The following is an 18,659-nucleotide window of genomic DNA, read 5'->3' on the forward strand; positions in this document are numbered from 1 at the left end:
ACTAACTTGCAGGATCGTTCGTCGAGACAGCCTGGAATTTCCACATGCGATGGCCCTGCCCTCCAGGGGAGGGGTGAGAGACCGAGATCGCGGCGCCCGACCATCGTTATCATCGGCATTTGGCCACCGTCGCGGAGAGCAGTCGGTGATGCTGGTCCCAATCGCTCGTAAGAGCGTCGAGGCGCGGTCTGCGCCAAGCATCTGGCTGTCGGATGCGGCGCGTGATCGCGAGCCCCTGAAAGAGACTTACTCCACCACGATCTTCACGCGATCACGCACCTTCACCTGGGCGCGCGCGTCGAGGCCGTTGAGGACGCGGAAGCGCTCGATCGGGCGGTCGACGCCGTTCATGCGATGGGCCAGCGATTCGACGGTGTCGCCGGGCTGCACGGTGATGACCTTGATCCGCAGCGGCCGGGCCGACTGGATCTCCTCCAGGCTGAGGCGGCGGAACGAGTTCACGGTCTCGCGGGCGTTGCGCTCGCTCTCGGTCGTCTTCTGGCGCGAGGCGAAGATGAAGCGGTAGACGTCGCTGCCGACGCGCATCGCATAGACCTTGAACTGCCAGGGATCGCCGCTGGCGGTGGTCGAGGCCGCCGGGAAGCCGTTGATGGTCAGCTCCTCCGTCGCGGACTTGTCGACATTCTCCATCCAGCCGGAATTCAGATAGTCGCCGAGCGTCTGCTGGGCCGGCACGCGCACCACGTCGAAGCGCATCGCCTGGGCGCCGCCCTCACGCACGCCGATCACCGCCTGCGCGGTGTTGTCGAGGGTGAAGTTCTCCGGCGCCTGGAAGGTGAAGCCGAGCTTGGGATGCAGGAAGCGGCGGCCGCGGACGAAGCCCTCGCTCGGGTCCTCGCCGTAGACGATGTTGTCGACGGCCGCGAGATAGGTCTCGCGGTCATGCTCCTTGGCCTCCGGCGAGACATATTGCTTGGCAATGGCCGCGGCGTTCTGGACGCGCTCCGGTGTGGCCGGATGCGACGACAGGAAATCCTGCGCCCGCGGGTCGAGCGCGACCTTGCCGGCCTTCAGCTCCGCATTGCGCTCCATCGAGGTCAGGAAGCGGGCGGCGCCGTAGGGATCGAACTTGGCCTTGGCCGAGATGCCGACGCCGATGCCGTCGGCCTCGAACTCCTGCGTGCGCGAGAAGCTCGCCATCGTCAGCTTGGTCTTGGCCAGCGCCAGCGCCGTCAGGTCGGGATCGTTGCTCATGTCCGACACGACGCGGGTGACGACCGCCGCCTGCCGCGCCTGGTCCTCGCGGATCGCGGCGTGCCGCGCCAGCACATGCGCCATCTCGTGGCTCAGCACCGACGACAGCTCCGAGGTGTCGTTGGCCAGCGCAATCAGGCCGCGGGTGACATAGAGCTGGCCGGTCGGCAGCGCGAAGGCGTTGACCGCACCGGAGTTCAGGATCGTGACCTTGTAGCCCTGGTCGGGGCGGTCCGAGACCGCCACCAGCCGGTCGACGATCCGGCCGATCAGCCCTTCGAGCTGGGGGTCTTCGTAGGCGCCGCCGTAGGTTGCAAGAATGCGCTCGTGCTCGCGATCGCTCGCCGGCGTGGTCTGGACCATCGCCGGCTTCGGGCGCGGCGTCGGCAGCGGCGCCGTCGCCTGCTGCAACTTGCCCATGTCGCTGCAACCGGCCAGCGAGAGGCCAAGGACAACCTGGAGGCACAACAAAGCCGGTGCGATCCGCGAACCGCAGTTCATCACCGTCATGCGCCTTCGAACAGACAGGGTCACGTCGCTACTCACGTACCTTAGCGGTCACTTCCGCTCAAAATCTCGATCTGCGCGGCTTGCGTCAGTTCCAGTCTCGGACCCGCCTGCGCTTCGATCCAACCGCGCACGCGAACCTGCCGATTCGCAAGTGATTTGACGTCGATACCGGCACCTTCCAATACCGCCATCATACGCTTTGGAATAATCACCGCGAAGCCCCGTGTCCAGCTACGAGCGAAGTTCAGATAAGTTGTTGTGCCCGTCTGTCGTACGGACAACACCTTGCCTTCGACAACCGTAAATAGCCCTGCGCGAGACAAAATATCGTCTGGACTTTCCGCGTTTTTTATGACGGTTCTAATGTTCCAGAGACCCCGGCGCGCCGTGCGCGCCTCATCCTCGGCCAGGCCCAGGCTGGCGGCGCAGTCGCGGTCGGCCAAGTCGATCCCGCGCAGCACGGCCCCGGCCTTCAGCAACCCGATCTGCACCGGCTGATCCCCACCTGTGAGGAATGCGAACGCCCGCTGCCGGCCGTAGCGGTCCGGCGCGTCGTCATCGCCGCGCAGCACGATGTCGCGGTCGCGCAAGAGCGCGCCGAGTGCCTCGACCGCAGCGGCGAGGTACTCGTCCGGCGGCGCTTCGAGACCGGCAAGCCGCACCTCCCGTCCATCGGATAATCGGAAGCTGCGGGCGTCGACGATGTCGCTGACACGACCCTCGCCGAGCTCGGCAAACATGCAGGGCGCGGCGCGGCTTGCGGGCGCGGCCGCGCCGATCGCGAACAGCGTGAGGTTGCAGGCGAGAACCCAGTGTCTGGCAGCGATGATGCGGGCGCGCGGCATGACGCATCATCGCACGCTTCGTCCATTCCACTCAGCGGAAAACAGCGGCGCGTATCGTCTTTGTTGAGCGCTTGCCGCGTGCGCGCGCGTGCGTCATGATACGAACTATCAACGAGGCCGTCGCCATGCAGCGGCGTGTCCGCAGGGAGGAATTTGATGAGCAGAACGATCGGCGGCGCCGCGGTGTCATTGTTCACGCTGGCGCTTGCGCTGACCTTGTCGGCCGGTGCGCATGCGCAGAGCAAGCCGCCGCTGAAGATCGGCGGCATTCTCGACATGTCGAGCCTGTATGCCGACATCACCGGCCCCGGCAGCGAGGCTGCGGCGAAGATGGCGGTGGAGGATTTCGGCGGCGAGGTGCTCGGCCGCAAGATCGAGGTGATCGCAGCCGACCATCTCAACAAGGCCGATCTCGCCGCCAACATCGCCCGCGACATGCTCGACAACCAGGGCGTCGAGATGATCTGGGACGTGGCGGCCTCCGCGACCGCGCTCGCCGCCGGTGAGATCGCCAAGGCGCGCAACAAGATCATCATCTTCAACGGCCCCGGCTCGGTGCGTCTCTCCAACGAGGCCTGCGGTCCCTACACCGTGCACTACGTGTTCGACACCTTCGCGCAGGCCAACGTCACCGGCCTCGCCGCGGTGAAGTCGGGTCTCGACAGCTGGTTCTTCCTGACCGCCGACTACGCCTTCGGCCAGGACCTGGAGAAGGACACCACGGCTGTCGTCACGAAGTCGGGCGGCAAGGTGCTCGGCAGCGTCCGCCATCCGCTCAACACCTCGGACTTCTCCTCCTTCCTGCTGCAGGCGCAGGCCTCGAAGGCCAAGGTGATCGGTCTCGCCAATGCCGGCGGCGACACCATCAACGCGATCAAGCAGGCGGCGGAGTTCGGCCTCACCAAGAGCGGGCAGAAGCTGTCGCCGCTGCTCGCCTTCGTCTCCGACATCGACAGCGTCGGGCTGGAGACCGCGCAGGGGCTGCTGGTCGCGGAGGCTTTCTATTGGGATCTCAACGACGACACCCGCGCCTTCACCAAGCGCTTCATGGAGCGGACCAAGCGCGTGCCGACCTCGGCGCAGGCCGGCGTCTACTCCTCGGTGACGCACTATCTGAAGGCGGTGAAGGCCGCCGGCACCACCGACCCCGACGCCGTGATGAAGCTGATGCGCTCGACCGAGATCAACGACATGTTCGCCAAGGGCGGCCGCATCCGCGCCGACGGCCGCATGGTGCACGACATGTATCTGTTCGAGGTCAAGAAGCCGTCGGAGTCGAAGGCGAAGTCCGACGACTACAAGCTGCTCGCGACCGTCACGGGAAACGAGGCGTTCCAGCCGCTGGAATCCTCGCGCTGTCCGCTGGTGAAGAAGTGACCGCCGAACGGCGGTCATTCGGGGGCGCGCGTCAGCGCGAACCCGGAATCTCGATATGAGTCCATCATCTCCGGATTCCGGGTTCGACGCTGGCGCGTCGCCCCGGAATGACGGAGATCAATCGCGAACAGGAGCGCCGGCCATGACCACCAACACCACCGTCCTGCAGCACCTCGACTCCGGCCTGCTCACGATCACGATGAACCGCCCGGAGCGGCGCAACGCACTCAACAGCGATCTGACCAAGGGCCTGGTCGAGGCGGCGCAGCGCGCGGCGAACGATCCCGACGTCCGCGCCGTGCTGCTGAAGGGCGCCGGCGGCACGTTCTGCGTCGGCGGCGACGTCAAGGCGATGGCCGAGGCCAAGACCGCGCCGTCGTTCGAAACCAAGGTGACCAGCTTGCGCGAGCGCATGGAGGTGTCGCGGCTGCTGCATCAGATGCAGAAGCCGGTCATCGCCCAGATCGACGGCGCGGCTGCGGGCGCCGGCCTGTCGATCGCGCTGGCTTGTGATCTCCGCGTCGCCGGCGAATCAGCCAAGATCACGACGGCCTTCGCGAAGGTCGGTTTGTCCGGCGATTTCGGCGGCACCTATTTCCTCACCCAGCTGCTCGGCAGCGCCAAGGCGCGCGAGCTCTATCTCACCTCGCCGATCCTGACCGCGCGCGAGGCGCTGGCGCTGGGCATGGTGACGAAGGTGGTCGCCGATGCCGAGGTCGAGGCCGCCGCGCGCGAACTGGCGCTGTCGCTGGCGCAGGGCCCGAGCGTGACGCTGGGCTATATCAAGCGCAACATCAACAATGCCGAGACGATGACGCTGGAGGCCTGCTTCGACGCCGAGGCCGTGCATCACTCGCGCTGCTCCGACACCGAGGATCACAAGGAAGCGGCGAGGGCCTTCGTCGAAAAGCGTGCACCCGTGTTTCACGGACGTTAAAGCGACCTCCTCCGTCATTGCGAGCGCAGCGAAGCAATCCAGAATCCTTGCTCGGCCCTGGATTGCTTCGCTGCGCTCGCAATGACGGTTGCTGGTGCTGCGGAGCTGTGTCGTAGATCGAACCTCATGAGGCCGGCCATGCCTTACCTCCATTTGCGCCAGATCTGTCTTGTCGCTCGCAGGCTGGAGCCTGTGGTCTCCGACATCGCCGCGATCATGGGGCTGGAGGTCTGCTACCGCGATCCGCATGTCGGCAAATACGGGCTCGAAAACGCGCTGCTTCCGGTCGGGCCGATCCTGCTCGAAGTGATCGCGCCGATCCGCGACGGCACCGCGGCCGGACGCTTTCTCGACAAGTCCGGCGGCCGCGGCGGCTACATGGCGATCCTGTCCTGCGATGATCCGGACGGCCGTGCGGCGCGAGCCAATGCACTGGGCGTGCGCACCGCGAATGTCATCGATCACGAGACCTATCACGGCGTGCAGTTGCACCCGCGCGACTGCCGCGCCGCCTTCATCGAGCTCAATCACACCGATGGCAGCGACGATGTGCTGGGGCCGTATCCGCCGGCGGGGCCGGATTGGACGCGCGCGATCCGTCACGATGTCACGACGGCGCTGACCGAGGTCGTGCTGCAGAGCCCGGAGCCATCAGCGCTCGCCGCGCATTGGGAACGGATCCTAGATCTGACGCCAGCGGCTAACAGTGAGGGTGATTGGACACTGTCGCTGCCGAACGCCGCCATTCGCGTGACAACAGGCGAGCGCGAGTGCATGAGCGGCTTGTGCTTCCGGACGGATGTGGCTGTTGTCCTCGATGCTGCGCGTGCGCGAGGCTATGCGGTCTCGGGGAACGGGTTCGAGATCGCTGGTGTGACGTTCGCGGTAGTCGCTTGAGATCGGTTTTGAGGGAAACTCGTGCTGCGAACTCGCCGTAACCTCGCCCCGCTTGCGGGGAGAGGTCGGATTGCATCGTCAGATGCAATCCGGGTGAGGGGGACTCTCAGCACGGTCGGTGGGTGGGGCGGCCCCTTACCCTAGCCCTCTCCCCGTGAAGGACGGGGAGAGGGAGCGCAGCAGCGATCGTGGCGAGAGTGTAGGTTCACAACAACAATCGCTCACCGTCCCTTGAAGTTCGCGAAGCGGCGCTCCTCGGTGGCTTTCACGCCTTCTTTGAAATCCTCGGTCGCGCGCAGGCGGGTCTGTTCGGCGAGTTCGTGCTCGGTGGCGGCCATGACCCGGTCGGCGAGGTTGGCGCGCATCGTGGCGCGGGTGGAGAGCAGGCCGAGCGGCGAGCATTCGGCGATCTCTGACGCGAGCTTCATCGCGGCCGTGCGCACCTGGTCCTGCGGCACGCATTCATTGGCGAGGCCCATCTTCAAGGCCTCTTCGCCGGTGACGCGGCGGCTGGTGTAGAACATCAGCTCGGCGTTGTTCTTGCCGACCAGCTCCGGCAGCGTGACCGTCAGGCCGAAGCCCGGGTGGAAGCCGAGCTTGGTGAAGTTCGCCGAGAACCGCGCCTCGGGGCAGGTGACGCGGAAGTCGGCCGAGACCGCGAGACCGAGCCCGCCGCCGATGGCCGCGCCATGCACGGCGGCGACCACGGGCTTCTTGCAGCGGAAGATCCGCACCGCCTGCATGTAGAGATGGTTGATCGCCCCGAGGCTGTCGGCGGGATCGCCCTTCGCCTCGGCGGCGTCCTGCGCCTGGCGCGCGGGGTCGGTGAAGTTGGCGCCGGCGCAGAACGCCTTGCCCTGCGCCGCCAGCACCGAGGCCCGGATCTCGATGTCGCGGTCGAATCCTTCGAGCGCGTCCGCGATCTGGTTGATCAGCGAAATGTCGAAGAAGTTGAGCGGCGGCCGGCGGATCTCGATCAGGCCGACATGGCCGTGAATCTCGACGCCGATGTCAGGGAAGGTCGTCATGGGGGTGGTCTCCGATTCTATGTCCTCAGGCGTCATTGCGAGGAGCGAAGCGACGAAGCAATCCAGAATCGTCGTGCGGCCCTGGATCGCTTCGCTGCGCTCGCGATGACGGTGCGAGCTGTTAGATGTGCGTGCTCGCTTTCGACGGCAGAGCGCCGACGGTGCCTACCGCAACCCCAGCCCGCGCGCGATGATGCCGCGCAGCACCTCCGTGGTGCCGCCCTGGATCGTCAGCTTCGGCGCGGTCTGCATCGCAAAGGTGAGCTGGCTCTCCAGGGTCTCGCGATTGCCGGCGTCCTCGTCGACGAAGGCGGCGAGGTCGCGCACGCGGTGCGGCAGCTGCTGCTCCCAGACGGTGCCGACGTCCTTGACGATCGAGGCCTCCACCACCGGCTCCTTGCCCGCCTGCAGCATGCCGGCGACCGACACCGACATCCGGCGCATCGCATGCAATTGCGCCACTAGCCGGCCGATCCCCTCGGCGCTGCGCGTGTCCGGATCGGGGCCGACCGCGCGGACCAGCTCGGTCAGCACGTAGTAGGTCTCGAGGAACCGTTCCGGCCCGGAGCGCTCATAGGCGAGCTCCGAGGTCGCCTGTTTCCACGCGCCGTCGATCTCGCCGAGCTGATGATCGTCCGGCACGAAGGCGTCGGTGAAGACGACCTCGTTGAACTCCTTCTGCCCGGTGATCTGCGGAATCGGATTCACCTTGATGCCCGGCGATTTCATGTTGACCAGGAACTGCGTCAGGCCGTGACGCCGGTTCTCCTTGGTCGACGGCGATGTGCGGAAGATTGCGATCATGTAGTCGGCCATGTGCGCCGAGGTCGTCCAGATCTTCGAGCCGTTGATCAGCCAGCCGCCGTCGGTCTTCGTCGCGCGCGTCTTGGCCGCAAACAGGTCCGAGCCGGAGTTCGGCTCGCTCATGCCGATCGCAAAGCACAGCTCGCCGCGGCAGATGCGCGGCAGGATGTCCGCCTTGATATGCTCCGGCGCATAGCGCAGCAGGATCGGCCCGCTCTGGCGGTCGGCGACGAAGAAGCGCCGCACCGGCGCGTTGGCGACACGCATTTCCTCGGTGACGACGTAGCGCTCCAGGAACGAGCGCTCATGGCCGCCATATTGCTTCGGCCAGGTCATGCCGATCCAGCCGCGCGCGCCGACACGGGCCGAGAATTCGCGCGCGTCGGCGTCCTCGCGCTTGGGCTGGTACGGGTTGAAGGTGCCGGCCGCGATCTCCTCGGCGAGGAAGGCGCGCACCTCCTTGCGCAGCTCCTCGCATTCGGGCGGCAGGCGGATCGGATCGAAACGAAGTGCGGTGGTCATGCGACAATCCTCTTCGTATCAGCGTGACGCGACCAGCGGCCACAACTCGTCGGCGCCGCGTGCGGCGACGCGTTTGCCGAGTTCGACGGCCCAATGGCTCTCGGAGCCGAAATCGTCGCGCCAGGCCAGCGCGCGCAACGAGAAACGGTGCAGGATGTGCTCGGTGGTGAAGGCGATCGCGCCATGGACCTGGTGGGCGATCGCCGCGCCCTTTTCGGCGGCCTCGGCGCAGCGGATCTTGGCGGCCGCCGCTTCCAGGAACACCGCGTCGTCGAATGTGCTGGCGCGCGCGATCGCATCCGCGGCCGACGTCGCGGCCGCGCTGGCCGTGGCGCTTTCGCCGGCGAGGCGGGCGAGGTTGTGCTGCACCGCCTGAAACTTGCCGATCGGCTTCTCGAAGGCAACGCGCTCGCCGGCGTAGTTGACGCTGATCGACAGCAGCCGGTCGAGCGCGCCGGCGATCTGCAGGCCGCGGACCACGCCGCCCATCAGCATCAATGTCGTGGCATCGAAGCCGGCCGGCGCCTTGTTGCTGGCGCGTGGCGCGACCTTGTCGAAAATCACGGTGTCGCTGGGATCATTGGCAACGTTGAGTCCCGGCTCGATGCGCAGTTGCGCGGTCTCGACCAGCGCGATCACCGCGCCGTCCGAACTGTCGGCGATCACCGCGACATGTTTCGCAGCCTTGCCGAATGGCACGCCCCGGGCGCGCCCTGACAGCGTGCCGTCGGCGGCGAGCGTGATCCTGTCCTTCGGACTTGCGGGCGCGACGGTCATGGCGCCGTCGGGCGACGACAGGCCGCCCTGCTGCAGCAGCCAGCCGGCCAGCAGCGTTTCGGCGAGCGGCACCGCGAGCGCGAACCGTCCCGCGGCGCTGATCACGGCAAAGCCGTCGGCGAGATCAACCCCGGCGCCGCCGAGCTCCTCGCTGACCCAGGCGAGCGGCAGGCCGGCCTCGCTCAGCGCCTGCCACAACGGCGCGGTCCAGCGGCCGTCCTTGTCGTGATTGATCGTCTGCGGGTCGGCGAGATCGGCGAAGATCTTCTCCGCGGTCGCAACGACGATGTTCTCAGCTTCCGCCACGGCGCGCCTCGTCCCTCTCTTGTTGTCCGCTTCGGCTGAAAGCGCCAGCGGTGCTTTGCGGCGCATGATGGGCGCAAGCGCGGTTCCTGACAAGCACTGCGCAGTGCAGGGCCCCCGTCCGCTCGCCGCATGGAATCGACGGCGATTTCCGCAACGCGGAGATTGCGCCGATTTGCAGTCGCGGTGATCTTGGCTAGAAGAAGCCAAGCAAACAGGACGGCAAACAGGGAGGAGCGGCATGGCGGAAGGTTCGTGCGCGATCGTGACGGGTTCGGCATCCGGCCTCGGGGCCGCGAGCGCGCTGCTGCTGGCGAAGGCCGGCATGCGCATCGTCGTCAACTATTCCAACAGCAAGACCGAGGCGGAGCAGACCGCCGATCTGTGCCGCAAGGAGGGCGTCGAGGTCGTCGTCGTCCAGGGCGATGTGTCGCGTGACGAGGATTGCCGCAAGATCGTCGCGGCGGCGGCGCCCTGGGGCCGATTGGACGCGCTGGTCAACAATGCCGGCACCACCAAGCATGTGCCGCATGATCAGCTCGACGGCCTGTCGGCGGAGGATTTCCAGCGCATCTACGCGGTCAACACCATCGGCCCGTTCCAGATGGTGCGTGCCGCGCGGCCGCTGCTCGAAGCCGCGGCGAAGGCGACGGTGCGCGCCTCGGCCGTCGTCAACGTCTCCTCGGTCGCGGGCATCAGCGGCATCGGCTCATCAGTTGCTTACGCGGCGAGCAAGGGCGCGCTGAACACGATGACCCTGTCGCTGTCGCGGGCGCTGGCGCCGTCGATCCGCGTCAACACCGTTTGCCCGGGCTATATCGATACGCCCTGGTTCACCAAGGGCCGCGGCGAAGCCGGCGCCAAGCAGGTGCGCGATGCCGTGGTGGCGCGCGTGCCGCTGCGCGCGGCGTCATCGGCCGAGGACATCGCGCAGCTGGTGGCGTTCCTGGCGAGCCCGGCGTCCGGCCACATGACCGGCGAGGTCGTGCGCATGGACGCGGGGATGCATCTGCTGGGCTGAGATGTTCGTCGGTCCGGAGGCGTGATGCAATCCGGACCTTTCACTCGGCCCTGGATTGCTTCGCTGCGCTCGCAATGACGTGGGTGAGAGCGGTGAAAGCCGATGGCCAGCCGATGTGATCGTCGACGCGCGGTCGCGCAGCTATAGGTCCTGGCTGCGCCATTGGTATCTCCATCCGCGTCATTGCGAGCGCAGCGAAGCAATCCAGAGGCCCAGTAAGGAATCTGAATTGCTTCACCGTGCTCGCGATGTCGCGGAGGTCAGCGGTTGTAGTCGCGGATCGTGCCGCTGGCGACCAGCCGGTTCCAGATGAACAGCACGGCGACGGCGCCGATCGTCGCGGTGATGAAGCCGGCCCCCTGGTTCGGACCGTAGTGGCCAATGGCCTGGCCGACGGCGGTGGCGAGGAACGCACCGACGATGCCGAGCACGGTGGTGAGAATGAAGCCGGAGGGATTGTTCGGTCCCGGCGACAGCAGCCGCGCCAGCAGTCCGGCGACGAAGCCGACGATCAGTATGTAGATCATGGAATCATCCTTGCCTGATGGCCGCGCTCAGATCCGGCCCGCGAGCTCATGCTCGGTCGGCAGCCGTCCGTCTGGCGTCAGCTGGTCGATCACCTTCGGCAGGTATTGGCTCAATCCGCTCAACAGTTCGTCGCGCGACAGGCCGCTCTGCGCGGTGAGCTGATCGAGCTGGTCGGCGCCGAGCGCATTGGCGAGATCGCCGGGGGAGATCGGCTTGTTCTCACCGGGCGAGACCCAGGAGTTCGCGGTGTCGCCGTGACCCTTCTCCTGGAATTGGCGCAGGAGATCGCCGAGTCCGCCGGACAGCACGCTGCCCGCGGCGCCGCCGGCCAGCAGGCCGCCGAGCCCGCCGGCAATGATGTTGCCGAGACCACCACCAAGACCGCCACCCAGCGCGCCGCCCAGCGGGCCACCTTGGTGACCGGTCGGCTGCGGCGGCGGAACCGGCGCGGGCGCCGCATTCGGCTGCTGCCCATTCTGCGAGAAGTGCTTGACGGCCTTCCACGCCAGCAAGGCAAGGATGGCCATCGTCATCGGCGACATGCCGCCGCTCTTCTGCGTCGTCGGGTGACTGGGCCCGTTCGGGCCGTTCTGCATGCCGTTGAGGATATCGAGTAGACCCATTGACCGCCTCCGCGCGTGCCCCGCACGTCAAACTATGGCTTGGCCCGGAGCGTTACAAGGCGGGCGGAATCGCCGCATCTTCAACATGCTCCGCGCGCGCGGGTCGGCTCAGTTCCTGGCGTCCGCTCGCTTGGGCGCCTTGGCGGCCGGCGGCGCTGCGGCGGTCTCGCGCGGACCGGTGAACATGCGCTTCAGCTCGTCGAGCTTCTCGGACAGGACCGGGAAATTGCACGAAAACGAATCGCGCCGGCCGCCGTCCTTGGCACATTGCGCGGCCTTGATGCGGGCGCGGGCCTCCGCGGTCGAAGCGGGCGGCGGCACACCGCCCTGGGCCGCGGCGGCTGGCGGCTTGGCCGGTCGCGGCTGCGGCGGTGGCGCCGGCATCGCGGGCTTCGGCGGCTCGATCGCGGCGCGCGCCGTCATCTCGCGCAATGTCGGCTGCAGCTCCTGGGGCTGCGGCCGCGACATCATCGCGGAGCTCATGTTGGAGTGGCGCTGCCGCTCCAGATATTGCGTATACTGCTGGTCGATGAACTTCTGCTCGTCCGGCGTCGGATTGGGGCCGGCGATGTCGAAGCTGCGGTCCTGCATGAAGTCGTAATAGACATAGCCGCCGCCGGGCTTCCGTCTCCCGGCAAATTTCGCGTTGCATTGCGCGAGCGCGGCCGTCTTCTCCTCCTTGGAGGCGGACTTTTCGGCTGCGTCGGCGCATTCCTCGAAATCCGTCGGCGAGCGACTCCACCATTCGGCGTGCGCGCGTTGAGGTTGCGCGGCGGGAAGGCAGGTCAACGCTGCGAAAACCAATATTGGCAAGCGGGGTCGATACACGAACGGCAATCCTCAACGTCTCGCTGCCTCAGATGACCGGAGATTGTCGCCAATTTGCGGCGGGGTGTGACTCCAATGCTGCGTAAATTTGGACTTTCTTCTTTGTTTGCCGTGGTTCCGTGATCGACTTGCCACACTTGGTCCAGCCTTCACGGCCATGAGGTGAGTGAATCACGCCTGGCTGTGGCGCGCAAACGATACGCGGCATGGTTTTACCGTTTTTCTCCCGCCGTGGTTGACAAGGCAAATCTTGACGGTGGAAAGATTTCGATTGACGGCAAGGTTCCCTTGATCCTAAAGCTTAATCTTGACACTGGAAAGATGATGCGCGCCGGAGCGGCGCGGGGGAGGCTGGTATGAAGGTATTCCTCACGGTGAAATTGGCGTTGCTGCCGTTCGTGGTATTCTGGGCTCTGCTCGCCTGGAACCAGCCCGCATGGGCGGTCTGGTCGGCGCTGGCGCTGGCGGTCGCCGGCAATGTCTGGCGCGCCTTCCGCGGCGAGCTGGCGCTGCTCGAACTCGGCGGCCTTGCCTTGTTCGTCATGCTGGCGATCGCGAACGACGTGGCGCCGAACTGGACGATGGCCAATGCGCTGTGGCTGTCCTTCGCCGCGCTCGGGCTGATCAGCTTCGCTTCGCTCGCGGTCGGCCGGCCCTGGACCGCGGACTATTCCCGTTCGGCCTATGCCGACAGCGCCGCGACACCGCAGTTTCATCTGATCAACATGCTGATGACCGGGCTCTGGGGTGTCCTGTTTCTCGTGCTCGGCCTGTGCCGCTGGGCCGGCGTCGCCTCCTGGATCACCACCGCGATCGTCGTCGGCGGTGCGCTGGTCTCGATCTTCGGGCCGCGCCTCGCCGTCCGCCAGGCGCTGCAGCACATGCGGGCCGCGCGCGAGGACTATCATTGGCCGGCGCCGCGCTTCACCGGCCGGGCCGAGACCGATCAGGCCAAGACCGATCAGGCCAAGACCGATTGCGACGTCGCGGTGATCGGCGCCGGCATCGGCGGCCTCACCGCGGCGGCGCTGCTCGCCGACTCCGGGCTGAAGGTGAAGGTGTTCGACCACCACGTGGTGCCGGGCGGCTTCTGCCACATCTATCTGCGCAAGGCGCATCACGACAACAAGCCGGTGCTGTACCGCTTCGATGCCGGCCCGCATGATTTCTCCGGCGTCTGGCCCGGCGGCCCGGTCGACAGCGTGCTGCGCCGTCTCGGCGTGGCCGACCGCATCCAGTGGAAGCGAGTCACTCATTCCTATCGTCTCGCCGGTCGCCGTATCGACGTGCCCGAGGACTGGCGCGCCTATGTCCGCCTGCTCTGCGAGATGTTTCCCGCCAGCGCCGACGGGTTGACCCGGCTGTTCGATACCATCCACGCGATTTTCGAGAGCATGTACGCGACCGGGCAGGGCCGCAGCGGCATTCCCGGCATGCCCGCGACCCTGGAGGAACTGCTCGCCTTCCCGCGCAAGCATCCGCAGGCCTATCGCTGGATGAACCGCCCGTTCGACGAGCTGGTCGCCGCGCACGTCTCCGATCCCGAACTGATCAGCACGCTCAACGCGCTCTCCGGCTATCTCGGCGACGGCAGCGAGACGCTTTCGTGCGCGCAGATGGTCCCGATCTTCGGCTATTACTTCAAGGGCGGATTCTATCCCGTCGGCGGCTCCGGTCATCTCGCCGACGTGCTGACGGATGCGATCACCGCGCGTGGCGGCGAGGTGCAGTTGAAGTCGCAGGTGACGCGAATCCTGGTCGAGCAGGGGCGCGCCGCCGGCGTCGTGCTCGCCAACGGCCGCACCATCCGGGCGCAAGCGGTCGTCTCGAATGCCGACCTCAAGCGCACCTTCACCGAGCTTTTGAAGCCCGAGGATCTGCCCGCCGCGTTCCGGGAGCGCGCCGCCGCGATCGCGCCGGCCACCTCCTGCTTCTCGGTGCATCTCGGCCTCGACATCGTGCCCGACATCGCCCCGGCCACCCATCTCGACACGCCGATGGGCGTCGGGCTTGCGGTGATGTCGAAGCTCGATCCGTCGGCCGCGCCCGAAGGCCATTCGACGATGACCATCATCACCCTCGTTCCGCATGAGCAGGCCAAGGCCTGGTTTCCGTCAGAGGGCGGCGACGACTGGAAGGCGTGGCGCCGTTCGCCGGAGTACGAGGCGCGCAAGCAGGAGCTGGGCGACGCCATGGTCGCGGCCGCCGAAACCGTCATTCCCGATCTGTCCAAGCACATCGTCTATCGCACCGATGCGAGCCCGGTGACCTATGCGCGCTACGATCTCGCCAGCGCCGGCTCGATCTACGGCGTCGGGCGCGCCGGCCGGCTGAAGGGCGCCAAGGCACCGGTGTCCAACCTGGTCATCGCCGGCGGCGGCAATGCCGGAGCAGGTGTCGAGGCGGTGGTGATTTCAGGGGCCGAGGCGGCCGAAGCGCTGGTCCCGGGCCTGCTGGCCGGCGCCGCGCGGGCCGGCTCGCGGCAGCAGACCGAGCAGCCCGCGCGGGCGGCGGAGACGCGGCCCGTAACCGCGGCCAATCAGGGCGTGTAGAGATAGCGCAGCAGGGTGCGACCGACAGCCTCGAGGCTCTGCGCCGAGCACTGCTCGATCGTGTCCTGCGTCGTGTTGAAATAGGGCTCGTAGTCGAAGTCGATGACCAGGAAGCTCGGGATGCCCGCCTGCATCAGCGCGGTGTGGTCGTCACTGATCGGATAGGCAGTCGGCTCCGGCGAGAACGCCTGCGGCGCGATCCGGCTGCCGATGCTCCAGAACTTCTTGACCTCCGGCAGCGCCGAGGCGAGCGACGACGGCTCAGGCTGCAGCCTGAGGTCCTTGTCGCAGACCATGTCGAAATCGACCGCCTTCTCCGGCTTTCTGGTCGGGTAATAGGTCTTCAGATTGGCCGCGAAATGGGGCGAGCCCAGGGGGCGCCAGGTCGGATCGCCGGCGCCGAGCGATTTCGGCCCCTCTTCGCCGTCGAAGAAGATGAAGTCGATGCCGATGTCCGGCTTCGGCGACAGCGATAGCACGCGTGCGGTCTCCAGCAGCAGCGCCACGGCGGACGCCGAGTTGTTGGCGCCCGGCATTGGGGCATCAGGCGTTTTCGGATCGCGATAGGCCTTGATGATGCTGTCGTAATGCGTGGCCACGATGATGCGGCGCGGGTTCTGCACCTGGAAGCGGGCGATGATGTTGGTGAGCGGGATCGCCTTGCCGTCGTCGCCCTTGGCCGTGAAGCTCTGCGTCAGCACCGCCTCGGCGGCGCTCTTGGCCATCGCCGCCTTGATGTAGTCGATGGTCTTCTGGTGCCCCGGCTCGCCCATCGATCGCGGCGTGAACTTCAAGAGGTCGGCGATGTGTCCGAGCGCGCGCTGGCCGTCCCACAGCTCGATCTGGGCGTCCGCCGCCTGCGCGGGCAGCGACATCAGCAGCGATAATGCCGCTGCCGCAGCGGCGAGGCGGGGCCAGAACTCGGTCATTCGCAAAGCTCTTCGATGATGAATATCAGGACGTCTTCTTGCCGAACGGAATGAACAGGATGCCGGCGCAACCGGCGAGCGCCACGGCGAAATAATAGGTGATCGCGCGCGAGCCGATCGACGGGATCAGCGTGAACGTCGTGACCAGCGTGCCGACGACGTTGCCGATGGTCGAGACGCCATAGACGAGCCCCGCGACGCGGCCCGCTTCGCCGGCCGAGCGGGTCAAGAGACTGACCGCGATCGGCGAGAACGTGCCGAGTAGGGTCAGCGGCACCAGCAGCAGCGCGGTCGCGGCCATCAGCGTCGCCATCGGGCCGTCGCCGACCGTGTCAAGAATATCGGCCATGACGATGTCCGCCGTCGCCGGCACCAGCGCCATGTAGGCCGCAGCAATCAGGATCATGGTGGCGATGGTGCGCGTGGTGGGCCTGCGGTCAACGATGGCGCTGCCGGCGAAATAGCCGATCGCCAGCGCGCACAGCACGGTCGAGATCAGGCTCGCCCAGGCGCCGATGCCGCTGCCGAAATACGGGTTGAGATAGCGGCTGCCCAGCATCTCGAAGCCCATCAGCACGCAGCCGACCAGGAACGAGCAGATATAGATCGCCAGCATGCCGGCGCGGGACACCGGCTCGCTCATGGCAGCTTCTTGTTATGGCGCTCGATGCTCTTCAGCGCTTCCACCGGAGCGAAGTCGTCGGTCAGGATCTTGGCCTTGGCGTCGATCACCTGGCCGCCGTCGATGTCGATGCGCTTGCGCTGCGCCAGCATGTCGGCGAGCTTGTAGCGGAAGCCGAATTCCTTGTCGCGCTCCTGCGCGATGGCGGCGAGATCCTCGGCCTTCCGCTCATCGCCGGGATAGGCGACCATCACGATGTTGCCGCCGGCCTCGTAGAAGTCGACCTGCGGGAACACGCTGTGGATGGTCTTGACCGCGGCGTCGAACAGCATGGTCGACGGCTCGACGTTCTGCGCCACCACGCCGCCCTCGGCGAGGTGATCCTTGACGAGCTGGTAGAATTCCTTGGTCAGGAGATGGAACGGCACGAAGGGCCCGCGATAGGCATCGATCAGGATGATGTCGTAGCGGTCCTTGGATTCCTGCACGAACAGCCGTCCGTCGCGGTTGGCGACGTGGAAGTTCGGCTCCTCCTTGATGCCGAAATATTTCTTGGCGAAGTCCAGCACCGTCGGGTCGAGCTCGACCGAGGTGACCTGCACCTTGGGCAGGAAGCGGTGCAGGTACCAGGCGGTGCGGCCGCCGCCGAAGCCGATCTCCAGGATCGAGCTGACATTCTTGGCGTACATCACGCTCGCGGTCATGAAGCGCGTGTAGTCGACCGGCAGATCGAGCTCGTCTTTGGTGTTGTAGACGCTCTCGGTATAGATCCGCCGGTTATGGCCGAACGTCATGCTGCGGTAAGGCCCCTGCTCATAAACGTAGATGTTGTTGTAGAGCGACTCCTTGGACTCCAGGAGATGACGGGCGTCCTGCGCGCCTGCGGCGGCGACGGAGAGGAGAGCTGCGAACGCACCTGCAATGACCGACCGGATGAGCATCGAACTGTCTGTTTCCCTCGGCTGAACAATGGGCGGGCGCGCCGCGCGCAAGCTCCGTGACCTCTGACGGCTGTCACGCGCTGCGCTCAGGCACGACCAATACGGCGATCCCGAGGCCGGTTCCGTATCGGCGCCGTTCTCTTAGACCATCGGCTGCCTGCCGGATAGTCAAACCGCCCCCGCCAACGGGGCTGTGATCGCCCGGCCATGGCAGTAAGGCACAGGCGGTCTTCTGTTCCCGCCTCGAGGTGCCTATGGTCGAACCGGGGCACCGCCGTCCGGTGTCGCGTCCGGTTGGTGGGGATTCATGACTGCGTTGAAGTCGGCGCTGATCGCCTGTCTAGCACTGCTCGGCGGCCTGGCCTGGGCCCAGGATGAGACCGCGCCGAACCGCCGTCCCGTGGCTGTTGTGGCCGATGCGCGGCTTGCCGTCGGCGATCGCGGCATTCTGCCGCTTTATGTCTCCCGGCCCTGGACGAAGCCGCAGCCCGACATCACCCGCGCGGTGCTGGTCCTGCACGGCCGGCTGCGCAACGCCGACGTCTATTACGACACCGCGATCAAGGCCCGCGACGCCGCAGGCCCCGCGGGGGCCACCACCCTGCTGGTGGTGCCGCAGTTTCTCGCCGACCTCGATGTCGAGGCGCATGGCCTGCCGCCGGAGACGCTGCGCTGGACCCTGGAAGGCTGGCAGGGCGGCGATGCGGCGACTGCTCCGCACCCCGTCAGCTCGTTCGAGGCTCTGGATGCGATCCTCGCGCATCTTGCCGACCGCTCTTTGTTCCCGGCGCTCACCGAGGTCGTTGTCGCCGGCCATTCCGGCGGTGGCCAGGTGGTGCAGCGCTACGCGATCGCCGGGCAGGGCGAGGCGGCGCTGACGCGGCGCCAGGTTGCGGTGCGCTATGTCGTCGCCAATCCCTCGTCCTACGCCTATTTCTCCGCCGACCGGCCCGAGCCCGAGATCGCCGCGGCCTGTCCGGGCTATGACCGCTGGAAATACGGCATGGGCGACCGGCCGGCCTATCTCGCCACCCCGACGCCTTCCGAGCTGGAACGGACCTATGTGGCGCGACGCGTGATCTACCTGCTCGGCACCCGCGACACCGATCCGAATCATCCGGCGCTCGACAAGAGCTGCATGGCGCGGGCGCAGGGGCCGACGCGCTATGTGCGCGGGCATTCCTACGCCGCGGTCATGGCCGCGCGCGACGGCGGCACGCCGAATCACCGGCTGTGGGACGTCGCCGGCGTTGGCCACAACGGCGACAAGATGTTCACCTCGTCCTGCGGGCTCAAGGCGCTGTTCGACGTCCCCGGCTGCGGCGAGGCTCCGTGATGAGGCTTCCGGTCGCAGACCGGGTCTGCTATGCAGGCGGTCGAAGCAGGTGCACGTCGGTGCA

Annotated in this window: 17 protein-coding genes; 6 read left to right on the forward strand and 11 right to left on the reverse strand. The window is 66.7% G+C overall.

What is annotated here, in order from left to right; genetic code table 11:
- Window positions 1-246: 246 nt before the first annotated feature.
- Together ACQR1Y_RS22000 and ACQR1Y_RS22005 are read right to left on the reverse strand one after the other, a co-directional pair.
- On the reverse strand, window positions 247-1,725 hold the full coding sequence (locus ACQR1Y_RS22000; protein ID WP_434861892.1) for a M48 family metalloprotease: 1,479 nt from the start codon (window positions 1,723-1,725) through the stop codon (window positions 247-249).
- A gap of 41 nt (window positions 1,726-1,766) precedes the next feature.
- Window positions 1,767-2,570, reverse strand: a complete 804-nt coding sequence (locus ACQR1Y_RS22005) for a thermonuclease family protein (RefSeq protein ID WP_434878046.1) — start codon at window positions 2,568-2,570, stop codon at window positions 1,767-1,769.
- Between the two features lie 156 nt (window positions 2,571-2,726).
- On the opposite strand from ACQR1Y_RS22005, the gene ACQR1Y_RS22010 reads away from it, so the two are divergent.
- The 3 genes from ACQR1Y_RS22010 to ACQR1Y_RS22020 all read left to right on the forward strand — a co-directional run bounded on the left by ACQR1Y_RS22010 (window position 2,727) and on the right by ACQR1Y_RS22020 (window position 5,781).
- Complete coding sequence (locus tag ACQR1Y_RS22010) at window positions 2,727-3,947, forward strand: ABC transporter substrate-binding protein (protein WP_434861887.1); 1,221 nt, start codon at window positions 2,727-2,729, stop codon at window positions 3,945-3,947.
- Between the two features lie 142 nt (window positions 3,948-4,089).
- Complete coding sequence (locus tag ACQR1Y_RS22015) at window positions 4,090-4,884, forward strand: enoyl-CoA hydratase (RefSeq protein ID WP_434878045.1); 795 nt, start codon at window positions 4,090-4,092, stop codon at window positions 4,882-4,884.
- Window positions 4,885-5,022: 138 nt separating this feature from the next.
- Window positions 5,023-5,781 (forward strand): VOC family protein, encoded by a 759-nt coding sequence (locus ACQR1Y_RS22020; RefSeq protein WP_434878044.1) that lies wholly within the window; start codon window positions 5,023-5,025, stop codon window positions 5,779-5,781.
- A gap of 221 nt (window positions 5,782-6,002) precedes the next feature.
- On the opposite strand, the gene ACQR1Y_RS22025 is transcribed toward ACQR1Y_RS22020, so the two are convergent.
- The 3 genes from ACQR1Y_RS22025 to ACQR1Y_RS22035 all read right to left on the reverse strand — a co-directional run bounded on the left by ACQR1Y_RS22025 (window position 6,003) and on the right by ACQR1Y_RS22035 (window position 9,218).
- On the reverse strand, window positions 6,003-6,809 hold the full coding sequence (locus ACQR1Y_RS22025) for an enoyl-CoA hydratase/isomerase family protein (RefSeq protein WP_434878043.1): 807 nt from the start codon (window positions 6,807-6,809) through the stop codon (window positions 6,003-6,005).
- Window positions 6,810-6,974: 165 nt separating this feature from the next.
- Window positions 6,975-8,135 carry an acyl-CoA dehydrogenase family protein gene (locus ACQR1Y_RS22030; RefSeq protein WP_434878042.1) on the reverse strand — a complete coding sequence of 387 codons (1,161 nt, stop codon included), beginning with the start codon at window positions 8,133-8,135 and terminating at the stop codon, window positions 6,975-6,977.
- 18 nt (window positions 8,136-8,153) lie between these two features.
- Window positions 8,154-9,218, reverse strand: coding sequence for an acyl-CoA dehydrogenase family protein (locus tag ACQR1Y_RS22035; protein WP_434878041.1), 1,065 nt, complete (start codon window positions 9,216-9,218; stop codon window positions 8,154-8,156).
- A gap of 238 nt (window positions 9,219-9,456) precedes the next feature.
- On the opposite strand from ACQR1Y_RS22035, the gene ACQR1Y_RS22040 reads away from it, so the two are divergent.
- A complete protein-coding gene (locus ACQR1Y_RS22040; protein ID WP_434861881.1) occupies window positions 9,457-10,236 on the forward strand; it encodes an SDR family NAD(P)-dependent oxidoreductase in 780 nt (259 codons plus the stop codon).
- A 260-nt stretch (window positions 10,237-10,496) separates the two neighbouring features.
- Here ACQR1Y_RS22040 and ACQR1Y_RS22045 read toward each other — a convergent pair whose 3' ends face one another.
- The 3 genes from ACQR1Y_RS22045 to ACQR1Y_RS22055 all read right to left on the reverse strand — a co-directional run bounded on the left by ACQR1Y_RS22045 (window position 10,497) and on the right by ACQR1Y_RS22055 (window position 12,176).
- Window positions 10,497-10,763, reverse strand: coding sequence for a GlsB/YeaQ/YmgE family stress response membrane protein (locus ACQR1Y_RS22045; RefSeq protein WP_434861880.1), 267 nt, complete (start codon window positions 10,761-10,763; stop codon window positions 10,497-10,499).
- A gap of 27 nt (window positions 10,764-10,790) precedes the next feature.
- On the reverse strand, window positions 10,791-11,387 hold the full coding sequence (locus ACQR1Y_RS22050) for a YidB family protein (protein ID WP_434878040.1): 597 nt from the start codon (window positions 11,385-11,387) through the stop codon (window positions 10,791-10,793).
- Window positions 11,388-11,495: 108 nt separating this feature from the next.
- A complete protein-coding gene (locus ACQR1Y_RS22055) occupies window positions 11,496-12,176 on the reverse strand; it encodes a hypothetical protein (RefSeq protein WP_434878039.1) in 681 nt (226 codons plus the stop codon).
- Window positions 12,177-12,571: 395 nt separating this feature from the next.
- Between ACQR1Y_RS22055 and ACQR1Y_RS22060 the strand changes: the two genes are divergently transcribed.
- On the forward strand, window positions 12,572-14,767 hold the full coding sequence (locus ACQR1Y_RS22060; protein WP_434878038.1) for a phytoene desaturase family protein: 2,196 nt from the start codon (window positions 12,572-12,574) through the stop codon (window positions 14,765-14,767).
- On the opposite strand, the gene ACQR1Y_RS22065 is transcribed toward ACQR1Y_RS22060, so the two are convergent.
- From ACQR1Y_RS22065 to ACQR1Y_RS22075, 3 genes are read right to left on the reverse strand one after another with little or no spacing between them, the layout of a single operon-like run.
- Window positions 14,755-15,696, reverse strand: coding sequence for a M28 family peptidase (locus ACQR1Y_RS22065; RefSeq protein ID WP_434878037.1), 942 nt, complete (start codon window positions 15,694-15,696; stop codon window positions 14,755-14,757). The genes ACQR1Y_RS22060 and ACQR1Y_RS22065 overlap by 13 nt on opposite strands.
- A 25-nt stretch (window positions 15,697-15,721) precedes the next feature.
- Window positions 15,722-16,339, reverse strand: coding sequence for a fused MFS/spermidine synthase (locus tag ACQR1Y_RS22070; RefSeq protein WP_434861875.1), 618 nt, complete (start codon window positions 16,337-16,339; stop codon window positions 15,722-15,724).
- On the reverse strand, window positions 16,336-17,259 hold the full coding sequence (locus ACQR1Y_RS22075) for a spermidine synthase (protein WP_434878036.1): 924 nt from the start codon (window positions 17,257-17,259) through the stop codon (window positions 16,336-16,338). Before ACQR1Y_RS22075 ends, ACQR1Y_RS22070 begins: the two co-directional genes overlap by 4 nt.
- Window positions 17,260-17,566: 307 nt before the next feature.
- On the opposite strand from ACQR1Y_RS22075, the gene ACQR1Y_RS22080 reads away from it, so the two are divergent.
- The gene (locus ACQR1Y_RS22080) at window positions 17,567-18,595 is read left to right on the forward strand and encodes an alpha/beta hydrolase (protein ID WP_434878035.1); all 1,029 of its coding nucleotides are present in this window, start codon (window positions 17,567-17,569) and stop codon (window positions 18,593-18,595) included.
- The last annotated feature ends 64 nt before the right edge of the window (window positions 18,596-18,659 follow it).

Origin of the sequence: Bradyrhizobium sp. HKCCYLRH3099, from assembly GCF_051167855.1 — a bacterium.
Lineage (GTDB): Bacteria > Pseudomonadota > Alphaproteobacteria > Rhizobiales > Xanthobacteraceae > Bradyrhizobium.

Excerpts from the sequence above, each read along its gene's own strand:
- ACQR1Y_RS22080 (WP_434878035.1), top strand. The coding sequence starts at position 17,567 with ATGACTGCGTTGAAGTCGGCGCTGATCGCCTGTCTAGCACTGCTCGGC.
- ACQR1Y_RS22045 (WP_434861880.1), bottom strand. The coding sequence starts at position 10,763 with ATGATCTACATACTGATCGTCGGCTTCGTCGCCGGACTGCTGGCGCGG.
- ACQR1Y_RS22025 (WP_434878043.1), bottom strand. The coding sequence starts at position 6,809 with ATGACGACCTTCCCTGACATCGGCGTCGAGATTCACGGCCATGTCGGC.
- ACQR1Y_RS22050 (WP_434878040.1), bottom strand. The coding sequence starts at position 11,387 with ATGGGTCTACTCGATATCCTCAACGGCATGCAGAACGGCCCGAACGGG.
- ACQR1Y_RS22030 (WP_434878042.1), bottom strand. The coding sequence starts at position 8,135 with ATGACCACCGCACTTCGTTTCGATCCGATCCGCCTGCCGCCCGAATGC.
- ACQR1Y_RS22070 (WP_434861875.1), bottom strand. The coding sequence starts at position 16,339 with ATGAGCGAGCCGGTGTCCCGCGCCGGCATGCTGGCGATCTATATCTGC.
- ACQR1Y_RS22005 (WP_434878046.1), bottom strand. The coding sequence starts at position 2,570 with ATGCCGCGCGCCCGCATCATCGCTGCCAGACACTGGGTTCTCGCCTGC.
- ACQR1Y_RS22015 (WP_434878045.1), top strand. The coding sequence starts at position 4,090 with ATGACCACCAACACCACCGTCCTGCAGCACCTCGACTCCGGCCTGCTC.
- ACQR1Y_RS22075 (WP_434878036.1), bottom strand. The coding sequence starts at position 17,259 with ATGCTCATCCGGTCGGTCATTGCAGGTGCGTTCGCAGCTCTCCTCTCC.
- ACQR1Y_RS22020 (WP_434878044.1), top strand. The coding sequence starts at position 5,023 with ATGCCTTACCTCCATTTGCGCCAGATCTGTCTTGTCGCTCGCAGGCTG.
- ACQR1Y_RS22040 (WP_434861881.1), top strand. The coding sequence starts at position 9,457 with ATGGCGGAAGGTTCGTGCGCGATCGTGACGGGTTCGGCATCCGGCCTC.
- ACQR1Y_RS22010 (WP_434861887.1), top strand. The coding sequence starts at position 2,727 with ATGAGCAGAACGATCGGCGGCGCCGCGGTGTCATTGTTCACGCTGGCG.
- ACQR1Y_RS22000 (WP_434861892.1), bottom strand. The coding sequence starts at position 1,725 with ATGACGGTGATGAACTGCGGTTCGCGGATCGCACCGGCTTTGTTGTGC.
- ACQR1Y_RS22060 (WP_434878038.1), top strand. The coding sequence starts at position 12,572 with ATGAAGGTATTCCTCACGGTGAAATTGGCGTTGCTGCCGTTCGTGGTA.
- ACQR1Y_RS22065 (WP_434878037.1), bottom strand. The coding sequence starts at position 15,696 with ATGACCGAGTTCTGGCCCCGCCTCGCCGCTGCGGCAGCGGCATTATCG.